We start from the raw sequence: 19,381 nt of genomic DNA, 5'->3' as shown, positions 1-19,381 counted from the left end.
TTTAAGCTTTACCTTCAGCCAAATTTTTCTTTTCTTCCAATTCTTCCCAGCGTAAAAATGCTGTTTCTAATTCGGCTTCAGTATCCGCCAATGCTTTTAATTTAGCGTCGGTAATATCATGAGCCTGTTGAAAAAATGCTGGATCGGCTATTTCAGCTTGCAGTGCGGTGATTTTAGTTTCTAATTCTTCCAATAGTTGTGGAAGTTGTTCTAGCTCTCGTTGTTCTTTATAAGAAAGTTTCACGGATTTCGGCTTAGAAGTGCGGTCATTTTTCACCGCACTTTCTTCTTTTAGTGGTTCAGTTTTCTTCGCTTTAGCCTGTTCTTCCACTGCTTTGCTTGCCCAGAAATTGGCTTGTTGCTGTTTCGCATCAAAGAATCCACCCACATACTTATTCAAACGCCCTTCACCTTCGAATAAATAACATTCTGTCGCAGTATTATCGATAAATTGACGGTCGTGGCTCACAATTAACAATGTGCCTTGATAATCAGTCAAAATTTCTTCTAAAAGCTCCAATGTTTCTACATCGAGGTCATTAGTCGGTTCGTCAAGAATCAATAAATTATTTGGTTTAAGCAGTAATTTGGCGAGCAATAAACGATTTCGTTCTCCCCCCGATAAGGCTTTAACTGGCGTCATTGCTCGTTTTGGCGGGAACAAGAAATCTTGCAAATACCCTAACACGTGGCGTTTTACACCATTGACTTCAATATCTTGTTTACCATCTGCCACATTATCCATTACAGTTTTTTCAGGATCTAAATCAGCACGGTATTGGTCAAAATAAGCAATGTCTAATTTGGTACCACAACGAATTTTTCCTGATGTTGGCTGAATTTCACCCAACAATAATTTAATGAAAGTAGTTTTCCCACAGCCATTTGGTCCAACAAACGCAATTTTGTCGCCACGTAAAATCGTTGTTGAAAAATCTTTTAGCAAGGTTTTTCCTGCGATTTCATAGCTCACATCTTCCATTTCAAAGACAATTTTGCCTGAACGACTTGAAGTATCTAACTGTAATTTAGCTGTTCCCATTACGTCACGGCGTTGGCGACGTTCCTCACGCATCGCTTTTAATGCACGCACTCGCCCTTCATTTCTTGTACGGCGAGCCTTGATACCTTGGCGAATCCACACTTCTTCCTGTGCAAGACGTTTATCAAATAATTCATTTTGCAAGGCTTCAACGCGTAGATTTTCTTCTTTCGTGGTTAAATATAAATCGTAATTGCCCGGATAAGACACTAACTGACCGCGATCTAAATCCACAATCCGTGTTGCCATTTTGCGAATAAAAGAACGGTCATGGGAAATAAATACAATACTACCTTGGAAATCCAGTAAGAAATTTTCCAACCATTCAATGGCTTCCACATCCAAGTGGTTAGTCGGTTCATCAAGTAATAACACATCAGGATCGCACACTAATGCGCGTGCTAGTGCTGCTTTGCGTAACCAACCGCCCGAAAGTGCGGATAATTTTGTGTTTGGATTCAAGCCCAGTTTTAACAGCACTTCATTGATTTTATTTTCAAATCGCCAGCCATCAGCGTGTTCTAATTTAGCCTGAACTTGCTCTAATTGACTTAAAATTTGATCACTGTAATTTTCTTCCAATTGAACAGAAATATGATGATATTCTTTCAATAAATCCGTTAAATGCCCTACACCTTCCGCGACATAATCAAAAATATTGCCTTGCGCATTACGAGGTGGGTCTTGCTCTAAACGAGAAACCACAAGATCTTTTTCGTATTGGATTTTGCCATCATCCATAAGCACATCGCCTGCGATGATTTTCAATAAAGTTGATTTACCTGCGCCGTTACGCCCAACTAAACAAACACGTTCATTCGGTTCAATATGTAGTTCTGCGTGATCTAACAAAGGTGCATCACTAAAGGAAAGGTATCCATTGGTTAAACTAATTAATGCCACAACTGCCCCATAAAACTCAGTGAAAATTAACCGCACTATTCTATACGGTTTGCATAAAAAATCCCATCAATTCGATGGGATTCGCTCTTAAATCAAAGTTGTTGATATACCCGCAATGCATGTGCATCCGACATGCCTGCAATATAATCGCAAATAATTCGCTTCTTCCTTTCTTCTGATGCATTACGCCAGCGATTTGCAGTATTTCGCGGTAATAAACGCTCTGGATCAGATTCAAAAATCTGGAACATTTCTGTCAGCATTCTCTGCCCTTTATATTCGATTCGTTGGGTATCCACATTGCGAATAACATAATCCCAAACGAATTTTTTAAATACACCAAGTGCAGCAATCACTTCAGGTGGCAACTCTGCGTTATAACGTAACAAAGGTTCATCAAAATTTGTCGTTAATTTCCACCGCACATTAGTAATAAAAAAGTTCACCAATGCGCCAATCGCTTGTTTGCGCTCAAAATGTTTATCAGAGAAAAGTCGTTGGCTAATTGAATCAATCTTTTCATGCAACCAAGCTGACGGAATTTGTTTTAATTCGGAATGTGCCACTTGCCATTGATGAGGATTTACCACGCCAGTTACAATGGCATCCTCTAAATCATGTACGCCATAGGCAATATCATCCGCCAATTCCATAATGCTGCAATCCAGAGATTTAAAACGAGTATGTAAAGATTCAGCTGGATTTTCCCGCACTTTTTTAAATTGACAGAATAAAGAGCGGTCATTTTCAGAAAGATTCTCCAGCAACCAATTAAACATTTTTAAATCATCGCGGAAAATGCCTTTTCCTGGAATCCAATCATGAATACGCACAAAACGCGGATCAATATTGCGAGAAAAATTAAGTTCTGAATACTGAGGCGAGGCCACATCTAACAACGCAGGATATTTCACTATACCCAATAGTGTTCGGCGCGTTAGATTCATCCCTGCATTTTCAGTGTAAGGCTCAAGTTTCGTTAAAATTCTAAAGGTTTGTGCATTGCCTTCAAAACCGCCCTGCTCTGCCATCATATAATTTAATGCCGTTTCGCCACCATGCCCAAAAGGTGGATGCCCAATATCATGCGCAAAACACAAACTTTCGATAAGATCGTTGCTCGGCAATAAAGGTTTCAACTGCTTTTGTAACTCATTTTTATCAATATTTAATGTTTGCGAAAGGCTTTCAAAGGTTTCTAAAAATTTAAGCTGTGCAACGAGACTACTACCAATCTGTGCGACTTCTAAAGAATGAGTTAAGCGAGTGCGATAAAAGTCATTTTCGCCAATCGCGTGAATTTGAGTTTTTGCTTGTAAGCAACGAAAGGCGGCAGAATGTAAAATTCGCCCCCGATCGCGACGAAATGGAGGACGATTATCTTTTTCGCGTGGAGGATCTGGTAGAAAACGTTCTGTCCAAGAAGAATCAATGATAAGTGGTTTCATATCGCTTTGTTTTATTTAGTTTTTCTGCATTATCTAATCATTTAGCACAAAAAACAACCGCACTTTATCTGGAACAAACACAATCTAGAATGAATAAAGTGCGGTTGAATTTTTATTGATATTTAAACAAAGAAATAAATGAGCTTAAATACAAATGGCGCGAGAATAGAACTAATAATCCCACAAAGCACAAGAGAAATAGAACTGTAACTGCCTGCAGTTGGATTAGTTTCCATACAGCTTACTGTACCAAGTGCGTGAGAAACCGAACCAACAGAAAGCCCAATGGCTTCTTGATGTTTAACGTTTAATTTTTTCAACACTAAATAACCAAATACAGAGCCTTGCAAACCTGCAACAACGACCCCAACGGCGGTTACGGCTGGAATCCCGCCTAGATTATGCGAAACTTCCATCGCGATTGGTGTGGTGATTGATTTTGGTAATACCGTGGCCACCATTTCAGGCGATGCACCAAGTATGAGCGCTAACACCGCTCCGCTTAACATCGAGAAAAAAGACGCGATCACCACAATAGATAAAATAATCTTCCATTGTTTGGCAATTTGGCGAAGTTGTTCATAAAGAGGTAATGCAAGAGCAACGATACTCAAACCAAGTAGATTATTAATAGGCGCATTTCCTGCCATATAATCATCATAAGGAATCTTGCCTATCACTAAAATCACAACCAAAATTAATACCGTTAAAATAAAAGTATTAAAAATCATTGATTTCCAACGTTTGCTAATTTGTAGTGCAAGCCAAAATCCGAAAATTGTCAAAAATGTATAAAGATAAATAATGTACTGCTGCATATAAAACTTTCCCACTATATTAAGCTGATTCATTCATTTGTTTGGCTTGATTCTCACGGCGCTTAACCACTTTTTTACGCTTGTGTGTAAAAGATTGTAAATGGAATAAATGATTCCCTAACAAGCCCATAACGACCAAAGTTACGCAAGTGCTGACAACATTAGGAATCAGTAAAATATTCACTTGTTCTATTAATAAATCTGAATATTTAATGATTCCAACACTTACTGGCACAAAAAGCACTGCCATAAAACGAATCAATAAACTCGCGCCTAAATAAATCCAATCTAAATGAATTAATCGTGTCGTTAAACCTAAAAAGAGCAATAGCAATCCCCAAATACTCCCAGGTACACCGGCAGGCACATAATGAGCGATAAGATTTCCGAGATATAACATAATGTACAAAATGACCAACGAACGGGCCAATAAAAATGATTTTTGAATCATATACAACCTTTTTTCAACTTTTCTCATAATGTTTCAAAATTATTTTACGCTTTTTTTTTCTGAATTGACCAGTTTTTTTCGGTAAAATAACCAGACTTAGATCAAGAACCTTGCAAAATGATAAATCGAAAATCGCTATTGGCTATTTTATTACTAATTTTTACCGCACTTTCTGCGTGCTCTAGTGAAGAAAATACTTGTCGTGTCGTTGGCATTAGTGACGGCGATACGCTTACCTGCCTTGCTAAAAATAATCGACAAATCAAAGTGCGACTAGCTGAAATTGATGCGCCAGAGAAAAAACAAGCTTTTGGGCAAAAATCTAAAAAAGCGTTGTCTGATATGGTTTATCTCCGTGATGTACGCCTTTCTTTAAAAGGCCAAGATCGCTATCAACGCACATTGGCGATTGTTTATTATCAAGATAAAAATATTAATTTAGAAATGGTTAAACAAGGTATGGCATGGGCTTATAAGCAATATTCCCATGATCCGATTTATCTTCAAGCGCAAGAAAATGCACAAGCCAAACGAATTGGTCTTTGGGCGGACAATAATCCGATGGAACCAAGTCAATGGCGCAGACAAGAGAAAAATTAATATGGCTTTTGATTATCAAACGTTCCGTCAAGAATTTCCCTATTTCCAACGTGAAGATGCGGTTGTTTATTTAGATAACGCCGCCACCGCGTTGAAACCTCAAGTGTTAATTGATCGCACCGCTGAATTTTATGCTTCTGCAGGTTCGGTGCATCGTAGCCAATATGATGCGGCCCAAACAGCGCAATATGAACAGGCTCGCACACAAGTTAAAGAATGGGTTAATGCTGAAGATAAACGCGCTGTTATTTGGACTTCGGGTACAACTCACGCGATTAACTTAGTGGCAAATGGATTACTACCACAATTAAACACAGAAGATGAAATTCTGATTAGCCAAGCAGATCATCATGCTAATTTTGTCACTTGGCACGAAACGGCGAAAAAGTGCGGTGCAAAAATTCGAGTTTTACCGATTTTAGATAATTGGCTAATTGATGAAAATACGCTGATTTCAGCCCTTTCTGAAAAAACAAAACTGGTTGCACTAAATTTTGTTTCAAATGTCACTGGCACAGAACAGCCGATTAAACGCCTGATTCAACTTATTAGAAAACATAGTCATGCGTTGGTTTTAGTGGATGCTGCGCAAGCGATTAGTCATATTAAAATTGATTTACAAGATTTAGATGCAGACTTTCTCGCATTTTCTGCCCATAAAATTTATGGCCCAAATGGGCTTGGCGTTTTAACAGGAAAATTGACCGCACTTTCTCAACTTCAACCGCTCTTTTTCGGTGGAAAAATGGTTGATCGTGTATCAAATGATCGAATTACTTTTGCCGAATTGCCTTATCGTTTAGAAGCGGGTACACCCAATATTGCTGGGGTTATTGGCTTTAATGCCATACTGGATTGGTTACAAAAATGGGATTTTACCGCAGCAGAACAGCACGCTATATCCTTGGCTGAATCCGTCAAAGTGCGGTTAAAATCTTACGAGAATTGCCGATTATTCAATTCCCCTCAACCAAGCACCGTTGTTTGCTTTATATTTGACAGCATTGACTGTTCCGATCTTTCTACACTTCTAAGCGAACAAAATATTGCGCTCCGTGTGGGCGAACATTGTGCCCAGCCTTATTTAGCACGCTTAGGCGAACGCACCACATTACGCCTTTCTTTTGCGCCTTATAATACGCAGGAAGATGTAGAGGCATTTTTTACCGCCTTAGATAAAGCACTGGATTTATTACAATGAGAGAACAATTAAAACAAGCTAAAAATTGGGAAGATCGCTATCGCCTGATTATTCAAGCTGGCAAAAATTTATCTCGCCCAAGCGATGATGAACTTGCTCAAATGCAACCCATTACTGGCTGCGAAGCACAAATGTGGTTTCAAATTATTCCTAAAAATAACCGCACTTTTCAATTCAACGGATTTAGCGAAGCCAGAATTATGAATGGCTTGCTTTGGATTTTACTCAATCAAATCAATGGTAAAACAGCGGATGAATTGAATACATTTGATATTACTGTATTTTTTAGCGAACTCGGCATTTCACAACGTTTAAGCGAAACACGTTTAAACGGCTTAAACCAAATCGGACAGCAATTAAAAAATTTATGTATTTAATCGAAACCTATTTTCGCCTGACTGCCCTTGAAAATAATATTGAATCACAAAGTCGTTTACTTAATGCAGTAATCGATCAATGGCGGTATAACGGGCAAATTATCGGACGTGAAATTCCTTTATATTTAGCGGAGGAAGATAGTGCACAAGGCTTTGCTATGCGTGTCATTTGTCCTGAGCAAGATAGTCTTTTCCCGCAAAATAATAACGTAGAAGTGAATCGAGCATTACAAGAAGCCGAAAAGTGCGGTGTAATTTTTGATGGTTTTCAACTTGTGGGCGATGATTTCAATTCAGATCAAACTGCAGAAAATGCATCGCCAGCTTGGCAAGTGCTTTACACAACTCATTTACAAAGCTGCTCGCCGATTCATAGCGGAGAAAATTTCGCACCAATTCCGTTGTATAAACAGTTGAAAAATCAACCGCACTTAAGCCAAGATCTGATTAAATGGCAAGAAAATTGGCAAGCCTGTGATCAACTACAAATGAATGGTTCTGTATTAGAACAACAATCTTTGGCAGAAATTTCTGAGCATCAAAGCACGCTTTCAAAACACGGACGATATTTAGCTCAAGAAATAGAAAAAGAAACGGGCATACCGACTTACTATTATTTATATCGTGTAGGTGGACAATCTTTAGAATCTGAAAAATCCCGTTGCTGCCCTTCTTGTGGTGCAAATTGGGCGTTAAAATACGCGATTTTTGATACCTTTCATTTTAAATGCGATACCTGTCGATTAGTTTCGAATCTATCGTGGAATTTTTTGTAATTTAAGTCTATGGCTCAACTCTCTGTTGGAATGATAAAGTCTTAGCCCCCTTCCGACGCTTCGCGCCACCTTCCCCCGCAAGCAGGGGAAGGCAAATTATTGTTTAACATATAAAGGAAAAATAAATGAATTACCAAGACAACAGCTTAAAATCCTTAAAACTCGGTCAAAAAACAGAATACGCTTCTCAATATGACCGCACTTTACTACAGCCTGTGCCACGCGCGTTAAATCGCGATGGATTGGGCATTACCCAAAACCAGCCTTTTACTATCGGCGCGGATATTTGGACGGCTTATGAAATTTCTTGGCTCAATGAAAAAGGCTTACCGCAAGTAGCTATCGCAGACATTTATCTGGATTATCAAAGCCAAAATTTAATTGAATCAAAAAGTTTTAAACTTTATTTAAATAGCTTCAACCAAAGCAAATTTGCCGACTTCAATGCCGTTCAACAAATAATGCAACGCGATTTAAGCGAATGTGCGCAAGGCGATGTAACAGTGCGGTTAAATCCAGTGGCAGTTTATGATTCTCAAATAATTGATCATTTACAAGGCGATTGCATTGATGAACAAAATATTGAAATTACCAGCTACGAATTTAACGCTGATTGGCTGAAAGATTGCGTATCGGATGAAATTGTCGAAGAAAAATTAGTCAGTCATTTGTTGAAATCTAACTGCCTCATCACAAATCAGCCAGACTGGGGCACCTTGCATATTCACTATGTTGGTAAAAAAATCGATCACGAAAAATTATTGCGTTACGTTGTATCATTCCGTCAACACAATGAATTCCACGAACAATGTGTCGAACGTATTTTTTGCGATTTAATGCACTACGCAAAACCAGAAAAACTCACTGTTTACGCACGCTATACTCGTCGTGGTGGATTAGACATCAACCCATTCCGTTCTAATTTTGAGAATTTACCTGAAAATTTAAGATTGGCGAGACAGTAAAAGAAAAATGCGGTGAAATTTCACCGCACTTTTCCCTACCCTTGTTTCAAATCATTTGCCTGTTGCAATAGCTGACGGCTTTCTTTTAAGAATTGTTCAGAATAATCGCCAAACCAGTCTCGTACCTTATGGAAAGCATCTATAAAACCTTGACGATCATTATTTTCAAAGAAAGTTAAAGCTTCTTCGTAAGTTTGTTTTAGTGTTTCAATTACTGCTAAATTTTCTGGCTTATCCATAATAATATCTGCGTAAAGCTCTGCATCTTGCGCAAATAAACGACCGATCATCGCAAGTTCTAAGCGATAAATAGGAGAAGAAAGCGCCAATAAATTAGCAAGATTAACGGGCTGTTTGGAAAGATGTAAACCATTTGCGAAAGTTGAAAAATGGCGCAAGGCTTGTATATAAGTCATATTGTGATCGTGTTCTGTGGCATCGGTTTGATAAACCTTTGCGCCCCAAATTTGAATTTGCTCAAGTAACCATTCGTAACGTTCAGGAAAACGCCCATCACAACGCACAACCACTTGTTTTGCCATACTTGCAATATCTGGCCCAAACATTGGATGTAAACCTAAAACAGCACCAGAATGGATTTCAAGCATTTTCTCTAGCGGTTCACGCTTAACAGAGGTTAAATCTGCAAGCAACATATTTTCTGTTAAATAAGGTTTTAAGCGTTCAATTGTTTCTAAGGTGAGATTAATAGGGACGGAAATGAGCACGACATCAGCATTCGTTAAAATACTTTCAGCTACCGTCCAATCTTCACGATCTAAAATAGAAATTGGATAACCAGATGCACGTAAATATCGAGCAAATAAACCACCTAATTTACCATAGCCACCCACGATAACAATTTTGTGAATATCAGGATTGATGGTTTTAAAGCCAAATTGGTTTTCATTGGCATAGGATTCGCGCATAAAACGGCGTAGAACATCTTCAATCAGATCTGCTGAAATGCCTGCTTTTTCAGCTTCTAAACGACGCGCTTGGAGCATTGCAATTTCACGCTCTGGCGCATAAATAGGTAATCCATGTTGATGTTTAACTTTACCGACTTGAGAAACCAACTCAAGACGTTTAGCAAAAAGTTGGATAAGTTCGCGATCAAGCGAATCAATTTCAGAACGTAAATCCTTAAGGGCTTCCATAAAACTCACCTGCAAAATTTAGTTTACACAATTTGTAAAAAATTAATTACAGATGAGATTACTAGAATTTTATAAGAAAGGCAATTAGGTTATGCGGATTGCGTAATTAACCGTTGTGGGCGAATAACATTTCCGTCGATCAATGCCACGCCTAAGAATAAATTCTCCGCTGAAAATAACCGCACTTGGCCGCTTAATTGCTGTTCGTTAGCAAATTTCACTCGCTGACCAAAACTAATGGCTTTACTCTGCTCTGCATTCAAATGAAAAGCAGGCAATTTACTTACTGCAGTATCGGTTGGTAGTAATAGACGATCTAACTCACTTAATGGAAAACTTTCAGCGAGCAGTTGTAACTCATCGATTGGCATCATTTCTGCTACGGGGTAATCCGCTACGGCTGTACGGCGTAACATTGTCACATGTGCGCCACAACCTAGCACCTCACCCAAATCATCTACTAAGGTGCGAATATAAGTGCCTTTTGAACAATGTACTTCTAAGGTTAAATAAGGTGCGTGATATTCAATAAAATTGAGTTCAAAAATCGTAATTGGGCGTGCCTCACGCTCAACCGTAATACCTTGGCGCGCATATTCATAAAGCGGTTTGCCGTTATGTTTTAGTGCAGAAAACATTGTCGGCACTTGTAAAATATCACCACGAAATTGTTCAAGTGCGGTCAAAATTTGCTGAGTTTCAACATGAACTTCACGAGTTTCCACGACTTGCCCTTCCGCATCGGAAGTATCAGTACGTTCGCCTAATTTTGCTGTAACAAGATAACGCTTATCTGCATCAAGCAAAAATTGTGAAAACTTAGTTGCTTCGCCCAAGCAAATCGGCAACATCCCCGTAGCCAACGGATCGAGCGCGCCAGTGTGCCCCGCTTTGTTCGCTTGAAATAAACGCTTCACGTTTTGCATGATGTCATTTGATGACATGCCTTGTGGCTTATCCAACAAAAACACACCATCAACATCACGCCAGCGTTTACGAGGTCTAGACATTAGTTGCTTTCCTCAACGTGTTTTTTCTCATCTTCACGCACAACATTTGTCACAAGATTTGACATACGCATCCCTTCCACTAAGGATTGATCGTAAATAAAGCGAATCTCTGGCACGATACGTAAACGCATCGCTTTGCCTAGTAATGAGCGAATATAAGGCGATGCTTTTTCTAAGCCTTTCATGCCTTGCTCAATTGCCGTTTCATCGTGATCAAATAAAAAAGTCACAAAGATTTTTGCGTAAGATAAATCACTCGACACTTCCACATCAGAAACCGTCACCATCCCAATACGGGGATCTTTCACTTCGCGTTGTAAAATGACTGCTATTTCTTTTTGTATTTCTTGAGCGACGCGATCGCTACGTTTAAATTCTCTTGCCATAGTTATTCCTTATTTATAAAAGTGCCTCATTCTACTGGAAATCATTGGATTTAGCACGCAAAAATCCCTTTCAACCCGATACTGTTTTTCGATAAAATGACATCTGATAATTTGTTTGAATATTCAAACTTCCGATAAAAATCACTTTACAGAGGGCATAATTTATGCAAGCGAGACGAGACGAGACGACCAAGATTGTCGATGAAAATCACACATTACAACAAGCATTTTTAAATGAATTAGATGAAAAACTTTGGGCATCTGCCGATAAGCTCCGCCAACAACTTGATGCCGCTAACTATAAACATATCGTTCTTGGTCTCATCTTCTTAAAATACATTTCTGATAGTTTCACCCATCAACAGGAAAAAATTCAGGCGGAACTCTCTACACCTGAAAATCCACTCTATCTTGACCGCACTTTTTTTGATACTGAAGAAGAATATCAAGAAGCTTTAACCGCAGAACTAGAAAACCGTGATTATTACACTGCGGATAACGTATTTTGGGTGCCAGCTTCTGCACGTTGGCAAGCCTTACAAGAAGTCTCTATTCTCAACACTGGGGCAGAATTGCCTTGGGGTGGGAAATTCTCAGGCGTGGCAAAACTGATTGATGATGCCTTTGATGCTATTGAAAAAGACAACGAAAAACTCAAAGGCGTACTCCAACGCATCAGCGGCTATGCCGTAAACGAAGACACTCTACGCGGACTGATTATCCTGTTCTCCGATACCCACTTTACCCGTCCGACTTACAACGGCGAGCCCGTACATTTAGGCGCAAAAGATATTCTCGGCCACGTTTACGAATACTTCCTCGGTCGCTTTGCCCAAGCCGAAGGCAAACGCGGCGGACAATATTTCACGCCCAAATCCATCGTTTCCCTGATTGTCGAAATGCTCGAGCCATACTCCGGCCGCGTGTATGACCCGGCCATGGGCAGCGGCGGCTTTTTCGTGCAAACCGAACGCTTTATCACCGCCCATCAAGGCAACATCAACAACGTGTCCATTTACGGGCAAGAATTCAACCCGACCACTTGGAAACTTGCCGCCATGAATATGGCGATTCGTGGCATTGACTACGACTTCGGCAAACACAACGCCGACAGCTTCACCCAGCCGCAACACATCGACAAAAAGATGGATTTCATCATGGCAAACCCGCCATTCAACATCAGTGATTGGTGGAGCGAATCCCTGGCCGATGATCCGCGTTGGGCATACGGCACACCACCGAAAGGCAACGCCAACTTCGCTTGGCTGCAACACATGATTTACCACCTCTCGCCCAACGGCAAAATGGCATTATTGCTTGCCAACGGCTCCATGAGCAGCCAAACCAACAACGAAGGCGAAATCCGCAAATCCATCATCAATGCCGACCTAGTCGAATGTATGGTTGCCCTGCCCGGCCAGCTCTTCACCAACACCCAAATCCCTGCCTGTATTTGGTTTTTAAACTGCAACAAAAAGCGCAAAGGCGAAGTGTTGTTTATCGATGCCCGCCAAATCGGCTATATGAAAGACCGTGTATTGCGTGATTTCACCGCTGACGACATCACCAAAATTGCCAACACCCTCCATGCTTGGCAAACATCAGATGGCTATGAAGACCAAGCCGCTTTCTGCAAATCCGCGACTTTAGAAGACATTGCGGGCTACGAGTTCGTCCTCACACCGGGACGCTATGTCGGCACCGCAGAACAAGAAGACGACGGCGTGCCATTTGCAGAAAAAATGCAAAATCTGACCGCCCTTTTGAAGGAACAATTTGCGAAAAGTGCAGAGTTGGAAGCGGAAATTAAGAAGAATTTAGGGGGATTGGGGTATGACTGCTAAATATACAGTTCAAGAATTAGTAGATCTTCAAATTATAGAAAAGCCTCTAGATGGAAATCATGGTTCTATTCATCCTACATCTAAAGATTACGTTGAAGATGGGATTCCATTCATTATGGCATCTGATTTATCTAATGGACTAGTTAACTTCTCTAGTTGTAAATTTATTACAGAAAAGCAGGCTAATACTTTGCGAAAAGGTTTTTCAATAGCAGGGGATATTTTACTTTCACATAAAGCTACTATTGGAAGAACAGCTACTGTTCAAGAAAATAAATATCCTTTTCTTGTATTAACTCCTCAGGTTACATACTATCGAGTTAAAGACAAACAAAAATTAAATAACTTATATTTAAAATATTATTTTGATTCTCAATATTTTCAATCAATCTTACAACAATGGGCTGGTAGTGGTTCAACTAGAGCATATATAGGAATAACAGAACAATTAAAATTACCCATTATTTTGCCAGATATAGATATTCAAAATGAAATTGTAGACATTATTGATAGATTGGATCAAAAAATCTACCTCAACACCCAAATCAACCAAACCTTAGAACAAATCGCCCAAGCCCTATTTAAAAGTTGGTTTGTCGATTTCGATCCCGTGCGTGCCAAAGCCCAAGCCCTTTCAGACGGCCTTAGCCTTGAACAAGCAGAGCTTGCAGCCATGCAGACAATCAGTGGAAAAACACCCGAAGAACTGACAGCACTTTCACAAACACAGCCTGACCGCTACGCCGAATTAGCCGAAACCGCCAAAGCGTTTCCGTGTGAGATGGTGGCGATTGATGGGGTTGAAGTGCCGAAGGGGTGGGAAAAAACAACACTTTCAGAAATTTGTGAAATGCAAAATGGTTATGCATTTAAAAGTTCAGAATGGACTGATAGTGGAATTCCAGTAATAAAAATTGGCTCTATACAATCCAAAATTCTGACAGTTGAAGGAAATGGTTTCGTTTCAGAAGATAACTTATCTTTGCGTTCTAATTTTGTTTTAAATGATGGAGATATTGCCATTGGACTAACAGGTGCTTATGTTGGAAAAGTAGGGAGAATGCCAGCAAATAAAAAGGCTATGTTGAATCAACGTGTGGCTAAATTTCTAGCTAAACGAATAAATAAATCTGAAACATTTTATAGTTTTATATATATGAATGTAATTCAAGAGGAATTCAAAAACTTTGTTGACTTTACTGCACAAGGTTCTGCACAACCAAACATTAGCACTAAAGATATTTTAAAATATCCACTACTGCTAGCAAATAATGATGTACATTTAGCCTTTGAAAAGTTATTAAAGAAAATTCTAGATAAATCCATATTTAATAGCTACCAAAATGAGATCTTATCTAATTCTAGAGATCTATTGTTACCTAAATTATTGAACGGGGAAATTTAAAATGGAAGATTTTAAATTTATAGGAAAAGATAAAGTCCCAGTTGTTGGTGAAATCAATACATTAGACGAACTAAAAATGCTTTTCTCTTCCCATTTCAATAAATTTGGTGAAGAAACACCTTATGTATATAAAACAATACCATTAGTAAGTGAGAGTTATACGACTTATGCTCGATACTATCGTGGGCATAGCCATGTAGATTATTGCTTACAATCAACCTTAGAACGATATTTAGAAAAGTTTGGTAACCAAATTGACATTCGAAAAGATTATGAAAAGCTGCAAGAAAAATATCTTAAGCATTGTAAACGTATTCTTCTCAATCAAAGTATTGATGGTTATATTTTATTACCAAGCAATCTTAAAGATGATGATATTTGGGCATTTGCACAACATTATCAGTTAAAAACACCTTTATTAGATTGGACAAAATCTTTCTTTGTTGCACTTTATTTTGCTTTTGAAAGTCAGGAAGAAAACAAGAAAGAAAACGAATATCGTGTTATTTATGAATTAAATGAATTTTTTAATTTTGGTAAAAAACTCATTATTGAGCCAGAAATTAAAATTGGAAATCGGATTAATGCACAAAAAGGTGTTTTTACGAAATTATCATCGATTGAATTTGAAGATATCGCCAAACTGAACACAAATTTTGGCAATGAACATGTTTTTCACAGATTAAGTAAAATGTTAATTTCCAGTAAGTTAAGAAAAGATGTTTTAGCTTATCTTGCCTCAATTAATATTGATGCTTCAACAATTTATCCTGATTTATTAGGAAAAATAAAACTTTGTGAAATTGGCATTGATAATGCGATTGCAGAGATTAATTTAGAATATCAGGATTAATCAATAGAAAATACCTTAAAACATAGGAGGAAATTAATGATTGCACTAATAGGCCCTTGGATTATATCTTTCGGTATTTTAGTACTTATTATGGCCATGGTTAGTAACCCTTGGCACCCATTGTTCGTGTTTTTATATACATTTTTGATTATGTCATTTATCATTATGCCAATTTATCTTATTTATTCTGTTTTTTTTTCAAAAAACAGTCTTTCATCAAAGGAATGTGAAATTAACATAAAAATAGATGAAATATCAAAAAAAACAGAATCACAAGAGGTAATTGAAAAAAAAGAATCATTAGAAAAACAACAAGCTATTTGGGATGCAGAAATTCAACAACTCACAAATGAAAATAATGAAAGGCAAGAAAATCTTGTCTATATAAATCAAGAAATTGCGATGCTAACATCAAGCATGATTCCGTTTCTACCTAAGAATATCAAGAATAAATAGGAGTATATCAATGGTGGGTACAGTTTTTTGTTATTTTATTGCGATCTCATTTGGGATTGCTATACCTATTATTCTAGTCAAAATATCACTGCTTGAAGATGAAGCTAAGGTTATAGAATTAGAGCAAAAACTACAACGTCTTGAAAATAAATATAAGGCTGAGCAAGAACTTAAATTAGCGACATTAGAAAAAAAACTTGTTATAGGAAGAATACGTTACGAGCGAACAATGCGTTCCCTGAATTCCATTAAAGATAAGCAAATAAAACTTATCCAAAAATCAGAAAATTATAAAAATAAGCTTGAACAAGATGTTGAACTAAATTATCAACACTAGAAAATAAACCTGTGGAGATGATACTCAACAACATTTCCAGCTTTCATAAAAAAAATGGGATGATTTTAGTAATGCCGATCCTCTTATAAAATCAAGTAAGGAACACCTATGCTCAACGAAAACGACATCGAACAACTCACCCTTCAACGCCTACAATCCCTCGGTTGGGAATATCGCTACGGTAAAGACTTGCCTGTTCATGAAGGCGAGTTTGCCCGTGGCGATTTGAGTGGCGTAGTTTTTATTGAGCAACTGCGTGAGGCGGTGCGTAAACTTAATCCGCAGCTGCCTGAAAGTGCGGTGGATTCTGTGGTCAAATCGGCGACGAAAAGCGATATTGGCGACTTGGTGGTGCGTAATCAGGCGTTTTATAAACTGTTGCGTGATGGCGTGCGGGTGGAATATCAGGCTCCCAATAGCAACGGACAAAATGAGCAAAAAATCGAGATGGCACGCTTGGTGGATTTTGAGCAGGTAAAGAACAACCGTTTTGTTGCCGTCAATCAGCTGGAAATCCGTAGCCGTAAAGGGGGAAAGCGGATTCCTGATATTATCGGTTTTGTGAATGGACTGCCTTTGGTGGTATTTGAGCTGAAAAATCCGCTGCGTGAATCGGCGGATTTGTTGCAAGCGTTTAATCAGTTTGAAACCTATAAAGATGAAATTGCCGAGCTGTTTGTTTACAACCAAACCCTCATTATTTCAGACGGTATTGCCGCACGTTTAGGCTCGCTTTCGGCAGATTTCCAACGCTTTACGCCGTGGAAAGTAGTCGATGAAAAAAATAAAAGCACGCGGTTATATTTTGATGATGAATTGCAAAGCCTGCTCAATGGCTTAATGAAGCCTGAGGATTTATTGGACTATATCCGCTATTTCGTTTTATTTGAGCGAGACTCCACCGGTAAAACCATTAAAAAAATCGCGGCGTACCATCAATATTACGGCGTAAATGAAGCGGTAGATTCCACCATTTGGGCAACTTCCGAAAAAGGCGACCGCCGCATTGGCGTGATGTGGCATACACAGGGTTCGGGGAAATCGATTTCCATGTTGTTTTATGCCGGCAAACTGCTTGCGCAGCCTGAATTGAAAAATCCCACTATTGTGATGGTCACCGACCGCAACGATTTGGACGGTCAGCTCTTCCAAACCTTTTCTTCAGGCAAAGACTTAATCAAACAGACACCACAACAAGTAGAAGACCGCGATCAACTACGCCAACTGCTTGCGCAAAATGAAGTCGGCGGCGTGTTTTTTACTACGATTCAAAAATTCGCCCTAAATGAGGAAGAAAGCCGCTTCCCTGTTTTAAATGAGCGTAGCAATATTATTGTAATCAGCGATGAGGCACACCGCAGTCAATATGGCTTTACGCAAAAATTGCATAACGGCAAATTCCAAGCAGGTTATGCTCGCCATTTGCGCGATGCGCTGCCCAATGCTTCGTTTATCGGTTTTACCGGTACGCCGATTAGCCTAGAAGATAAGGACACGCAAGATGTGTTCGGGCGGTATGTGTCGATTTATGACTTGCAAGATGCGGTGGAAGATGGTGCAACCGTGCCGATTGTGTATGAAGCACGCCAAATCCGCTTAAACGAAAAAGAACACGATGAGCTATTCAAAGAAATTGATGAGCTTCTGGAAGAGGAGCGATCCCCTGCCCTGCGGTTGCAGGAAAAATTGCTAGGGTCGCAAGCCCGCCTGGCTGATTTAGCCGCGGATTTTGTGCAGCATTTCGCCAAACGCAATGAAGTCGTCGACAGCAAAGCGATGATGGTGGTTTCCAGCCGTCAAATTTGCGTGGACTTATACAATGAAATCATCAAACTGCGCCCTGAATGGCATTCGGACAATATTAACGAAGGGGCAATTAAAATTGTGATGACGGGTTCTGCTTCCGATGCGCCGGAAATGCAGAAACACGTTTACAGTAAACAGGAAAAACAAACGCTAGAACGCCGCTTTAAAGACCCGAACGATCCGCTGAAAGTGGTGATTGTGCGCGATATGTGGCTGACGGGTTTTGATGCGCCTTGCTGTAATACGATGTATATCGACAAGCCGATGCAAGGGCACAACCTGATGCAGGCGATTGCGCGGGTTAACCGCGTATTCCGCAATAAAAGTCGAGAAAATGGCGGCTTGATTGTGGATTATGTCGGTATTGCCGAAAAACTCAAAGAAGCGACCCAGCAATACACGAATTCACAAGGCAAGGGCAAACTGGCTGATAGCGTGATTGATGTGTTCTTTAAAATGAAAGAGCATTTAGAAGTTATCCGCAGCCTGTTTGCAACGCCAGTTAAAGGAAAAACTTTTGATGTTCAGATTGCCTTAGAAAAAGATAATCCGAATGATCTTTTGATGGCGATTCGGCTTGCCGCCAACCATATTTTAAGCCTCGATCAATTACCGTTTGATGGTAAAGCGCACGAGCAGCATTGGTTTAATAAAAAAGAAATCGAACCACGCAAAAAAGCTTTTTTGAAAGCGGCGGGTTTGGTAAAAAAAGGCTATATGCTATGCGGTGCATTGGCTGAAGTTGAGCCGTATAACCAAGAAATCGCCTTTTATGATGCCGTACGGGCAATTTTAACTAAACGCGAACAAAAAGGCACAGGCACAAATGAAAGACAGATTTTATTGAAAAAATTGGTTAATCAAACTGTGTATTCTGAAGGCGTGATTGATTTATTTGATCTGCTAGAAAAACCACAACCACAAATCAGCCTGCTTTCCGAGGAATTTTTACAAACTGTTAAAAATAGCCCAACTAAAAATTTATGGGTTACGGCAATGGAACGTTATTTAGCAAGTGAAATTAAAGTTAAATCAGGCACAAACTTAACCTTGCAAAAAGATTTTGAACAGCGTTTGAAGGAAGCATTGAATCAATACCACAATCACAATTTGACTGTGGTAGAGATTTTGGAGGAACTCTTTAAAATGAGCCAAGATTTCCAAGAACGTTTAGCATTAGGCAAAAAACTAGGATTAACCAAGGAAGAACTTGCCTTCTATGAAGCTCTATCTCAAAATCAAAGTGCAAAAGATTTGATGGGTGATGAAGTGCTTTCTAAACTGGCGAAAGAAATCACGGAAACACTTAGAAAATCGGTCACAATCGACTGGCAATACAAAGAAGCGGTACGAGCCAAAATGCGTATTCTCGTTAAACGCGCCCTACAACGCTACAAATATCCACCCGATAAACAGGAAGAAGCAGTAACTTATGTGATTAAACAAGCTGAAGAAATTGCAGAGGATTTAACTGGTTTATAATTTTGATGCGGTTTATTTAATAACAAAAGGGCGGTTAAAAACCAGATGATTTTTAACCGCC

Annotated in this window: 18 protein-coding genes; 11 read left to right on the top strand and 7 right to left on the bottom strand. The window is 39.2% G+C overall.

Going from position 1 to position 19,381, the window contains the following annotated elements; all coding sequences use genetic code 11:
* Nucleotide 1 precedes the first annotated feature (1 nt).
* The 4 genes from DV415_RS04110 to DV415_RS04095 form a co-directional block, all read right to left on the bottom strand.
* Nucleotides 2-1,945: an ABC transporter ATP-binding protein gene (locus DV415_RS04110; protein ID WP_118790091.1), complete on the bottom strand. Its 1,944-nt coding sequence runs from the start codon at nt 1,943-1,945 to the stop codon at nt 2-4.
* A 92-nt stretch (nt 1,946-2,037) separates the two neighbouring features.
* Complete coding sequence (locus tag DV415_RS04105) at nt 2,038-3,393, bottom strand: anti-phage deoxyguanosine triphosphatase (protein WP_118790090.1); 1,356 nt, start codon at nt 3,391-3,393, stop codon at nt 2,038-2,040.
* Between the two features lie 122 nt (nt 3,394-3,515).
* Nucleotides 3,516-4,211: a CidB/LrgB family autolysis modulator gene (locus DV415_RS04100; protein WP_118790089.1), complete on the bottom strand. Its 696-nt coding sequence runs from the start codon at nt 4,209-4,211 to the stop codon at nt 3,516-3,518.
* A gap of 19 nt (nt 4,212-4,230) precedes the next feature.
* Entirely contained in the window at nt 4,231-4,662 is a 432-nt protein-coding gene (locus DV415_RS04095) for a CidA/LrgA family protein (protein WP_046953294.1), read from the bottom strand.
* A gap of 117 nt (nt 4,663-4,779) precedes the next feature.
* On the opposite strand from DV415_RS04095, the gene DV415_RS04090 reads away from it, so the two are divergent.
* From DV415_RS04090 to queF, 5 genes are all read left to right on the top strand, one after another.
* On the top strand, nt 4,780-5,262 hold the full coding sequence (locus DV415_RS04090) for a thermonuclease family protein (protein ID WP_192879090.1): 483 nt from the start codon (nt 4,780-4,782) through the stop codon (nt 5,260-5,262).
* 1 nt (nt 5,263) lies between these two features.
* Nucleotides 5,264-6,463, top strand: coding sequence for a cysteine desulfurase (locus DV415_RS04085; RefSeq protein WP_118790088.1), 1,200 nt, complete (start codon nt 5,264-5,266; stop codon nt 6,461-6,463).
* Entirely contained in the window at nt 6,460-6,840 is a 381-nt protein-coding gene (locus DV415_RS04080; RefSeq protein ID WP_114909070.1) for a SufE family protein, read from the top strand. Before DV415_RS04085 ends, DV415_RS04080 begins: the two co-directional genes overlap by 4 nt.
* Entirely contained in the window at nt 6,831-7,616 is a 786-nt protein-coding gene (locus DV415_RS04075; RefSeq protein WP_114909069.1) for a Zn-ribbon-containing protein, read from the top strand. The genes DV415_RS04080 and DV415_RS04075 overlap by 10 nt, the downstream gene beginning before the upstream one ends.
* Nucleotides 7,617-7,741: 125 nt before the next feature.
* A complete protein-coding gene (gene queF, locus DV415_RS04070; protein WP_118790087.1) occupies nt 7,742-8,581 on the top strand; it encodes an NADPH-dependent 7-cyano-7-deazaguanine reductase QueF in 840 nt (279 codons plus the stop codon).
* Between the two features lie 35 nt (nt 8,582-8,616).
* Here the strand turns inward: queF and tyrA are convergent, their stop codons facing one another.
* From tyrA to rbfA, 3 genes are all read right to left on the bottom strand, one after another.
* Nucleotides 8,617-9,741, bottom strand: coding sequence for a bifunctional chorismate mutase/prephenate dehydrogenase (gene tyrA, locus DV415_RS04065; protein WP_192879089.1), 1,125 nt, complete (start codon nt 9,739-9,741; stop codon nt 8,617-8,619).
* An 89-nt stretch (nt 9,742-9,830) separates the two neighbouring features.
* A complete protein-coding gene (truB, locus tag DV415_RS04060; RefSeq protein WP_118790085.1) occupies nt 9,831-10,751 on the bottom strand; it encodes a tRNA pseudouridine(55) synthase TruB in 921 nt (306 codons plus the stop codon).
* Nucleotides 10,751-11,137, bottom strand: coding sequence for a 30S ribosome-binding factor RbfA (gene rbfA / locus DV415_RS04055; protein ID WP_005628626.1), 387 nt, complete (start codon nt 11,135-11,137; stop codon nt 10,751-10,753). Before rbfA ends, truB begins: the two co-directional genes overlap by 1 nt.
* 164 nt (nt 11,138-11,301) lie before the next feature.
* On the opposite strand from rbfA, the gene DV415_RS04050 reads away from it, so the two are divergent.
* From DV415_RS04050 to DV415_RS04025, 6 genes are all read left to right on the top strand, one after another.
* A complete protein-coding gene (locus DV415_RS04050; protein WP_118794420.1) occupies nt 11,302-12,981 on the top strand; it encodes a class I SAM-dependent DNA methyltransferase in 1,680 nt (559 codons plus the stop codon).
* Nucleotides 12,971-14,386, top strand: coding sequence for a restriction endonuclease subunit S (locus tag DV415_RS04045; RefSeq protein ID WP_118790083.1), 1,416 nt, complete (start codon nt 12,971-12,973; stop codon nt 14,384-14,386). The genes DV415_RS04050 and DV415_RS04045 overlap by 11 nt, the downstream gene beginning before the upstream one ends.
* 1 nt (nt 14,387) lies before the next feature.
* Nucleotides 14,388-15,239 carry an FRG domain-containing protein gene (locus DV415_RS04040; RefSeq protein ID WP_118790082.1) on the top strand — a complete coding sequence of 284 codons (852 nt, stop codon included), beginning with the start codon at nt 14,388-14,390 and terminating at the stop codon, nt 15,237-15,239.
* A 36-nt stretch (nt 15,240-15,275) separates the two neighbouring features.
* Nucleotides 15,276-15,695, top strand: a complete 420-nt coding sequence (locus tag DV415_RS10345; RefSeq protein ID WP_239990904.1) for a hypothetical protein — start codon at nt 15,276-15,278, stop codon at nt 15,693-15,695.
* Nucleotides 15,696-15,705: 10 nt separating this feature from the next.
* Nucleotides 15,706-16,032 (top strand): hypothetical protein, encoded by a 327-nt coding sequence (locus DV415_RS10190; RefSeq protein ID WP_192879088.1) that lies wholly within the window; start codon nt 15,706-15,708, stop codon nt 16,030-16,032.
* 108 nt (nt 16,033-16,140) lie between these two features.
* Nucleotides 16,141-19,320 (top strand): type I restriction endonuclease subunit R, encoded by a 3,180-nt coding sequence (locus tag DV415_RS04025; RefSeq protein WP_118790081.1) that lies wholly within the window; start codon nt 16,141-16,143, stop codon nt 19,318-19,320.
* Nucleotides 19,321-19,381: the final 61 nt, after the last annotated feature.

The organism is Haemophilus haemolyticus, assembly GCF_003490595.1.
Classification (GTDB): Bacteria; Pseudomonadota; Gammaproteobacteria; order Enterobacterales; family Pasteurellaceae; genus Haemophilus; species Haemophilus haemolyticus_L.
Note: the sequence above shows the minus strand (reverse complement) of the source record. Positions and strands in the feature narration are given on the sequence as shown.

What these genes read in the sequence shown, in the direction of transcription:
- queF (WP_118790087.1), top strand. Translation starts at nt 7,742, where the DNA reads ATGAATTACCAAGACAACAGCTTAAAATCCTTAAAACTCGGTCAAAAA.
- DV415_RS04040 (WP_118790082.1), top strand. Translation starts at nt 14,388, where the DNA reads ATGGAAGATTTTAAATTTATAGGAAAAGATAAAGTCCCAGTTGTTGGT.
- DV415_RS04050 (WP_118794420.1), top strand. Translation starts at nt 11,302, where the DNA reads ATGCAAGCGAGACGAGACGAGACGACCAAGATTGTCGATGAAAATCAC.
- DV415_RS04090 (WP_192879090.1), top strand. Translation starts at nt 4,780, where the DNA reads ATGATAAATCGAAAATCGCTATTGGCTATTTTATTACTAATTTTTACC.
- DV415_RS04100 (WP_118790089.1), bottom strand. Translation starts at nt 4,211, where the DNA reads ATGCAGCAGTACATTATTTATCTTTATACATTTTTGACAATTTTCGGA.
- DV415_RS04095 (WP_046953294.1), bottom strand. Translation starts at nt 4,662, where the DNA reads ATGATTCAAAAATCATTTTTATTGGCCCGTTCGTTGGTCATTTTGTAC.
- tyrA (WP_192879089.1), bottom strand. Translation starts at nt 9,741, where the DNA reads ATGGAAGCCCTTAAGGATTTACGTTCTGAAATTGATTCGCTTGATCGC.
- DV415_RS10190 (WP_192879088.1), top strand. Translation starts at nt 15,706, where the DNA reads ATGGTGGGTACAGTTTTTTGTTATTTTATTGCGATCTCATTTGGGATT.
- DV415_RS04105 (WP_118790090.1), bottom strand. Translation starts at nt 3,393, where the DNA reads ATGAAACCACTTATCATTGATTCTTCTTGGACAGAACGTTTTCTACCA.
- truB (WP_118790085.1), bottom strand. Translation starts at nt 10,751, where the DNA reads ATGTCTAGACCTCGTAAACGCTGGCGTGATGTTGATGGTGTGTTTTTG.
- DV415_RS04080 (WP_114909070.1), top strand. Translation starts at nt 6,460, where the DNA reads ATGAGAGAACAATTAAAACAAGCTAAAAATTGGGAAGATCGCTATCGC.
- DV415_RS04025 (WP_118790081.1), top strand. Translation starts at nt 16,141, where the DNA reads ATGCTCAACGAAAACGACATCGAACAACTCACCCTTCAACGCCTACAA.
- DV415_RS04075 (WP_114909069.1), top strand. Translation starts at nt 6,831, where the DNA reads ATGTATTTAATCGAAACCTATTTTCGCCTGACTGCCCTTGAAAATAAT.
- DV415_RS04045 (WP_118790083.1), top strand. Translation starts at nt 12,971, where the DNA reads ATGACTGCTAAATATACAGTTCAAGAATTAGTAGATCTTCAAATTATA.
- rbfA (WP_005628626.1), bottom strand. Translation starts at nt 11,137, where the DNA reads ATGGCAAGAGAATTTAAACGTAGCGATCGCGTCGCTCAAGAAATACAA.
- DV415_RS10345 (WP_239990904.1), top strand. Translation starts at nt 15,276, where the DNA reads ATGATTGCACTAATAGGCCCTTGGATTATATCTTTCGGTATTTTAGTA.
- DV415_RS04085 (WP_118790088.1), top strand. Translation starts at nt 5,264, where the DNA reads ATGGCTTTTGATTATCAAACGTTCCGTCAAGAATTTCCCTATTTCCAA.